Source organism: Pseudomonas sp. P7758, assembly GCF_013386485.1.
Classification (GTDB): Bacteria; Pseudomonadota; Gammaproteobacteria; order Pseudomonadales; family Pseudomonadaceae; genus Aquipseudomonas.
In genome coordinates, this window is record NZ_JACARS010000263.1 from 1 (window position 1) to 359 (window position 359).

A 359-nucleotide genomic window follows, 5' to 3' on the forward strand; every position below is an offset into this window, starting at 1 on the left:
TGTACAGCCCGGCCCACAGCAGGTTTTCAATGATTACCCGGCGGGTGCGCCGGGCCAGGGTAAAGGCTTGCACCAGGGCGTCGAGGCGGTTCGACAGCAACACCGCGTCGGCGCTGGTCTTGGCCAGGTCGGTGGCCGAGCCCATGGCCACGCTGATATCGGCGGCGGCCAGCACCGGCACATCGTTGACGCCATCGCCGAGCATCAGCACCTTGCGGCCTTCCTTGTGCAGCTGTTGCAGCATTTGCAGCTTGTCATCGGGGCGCAGGCCGCCATGGGCTTCGTCGATGCCCAGCTCGGCGGCGACACTGGCAACCATCGGCGAGCTGTCTCCCGACAGCAGCAACGTGCGCCAGCCG

General features: G+C 66.9%; 1 protein-coding gene. It reads right to left on the minus strand.

Translation table 11 applies throughout. From position 1 onward, the window contains the following. Window positions 1–359: HAD-IC family P-type ATPase (locus HX873_RS31370; RefSeq protein WP_177123847.1), on the minus strand; the 359-nt coding region annotated here is incomplete at both ends.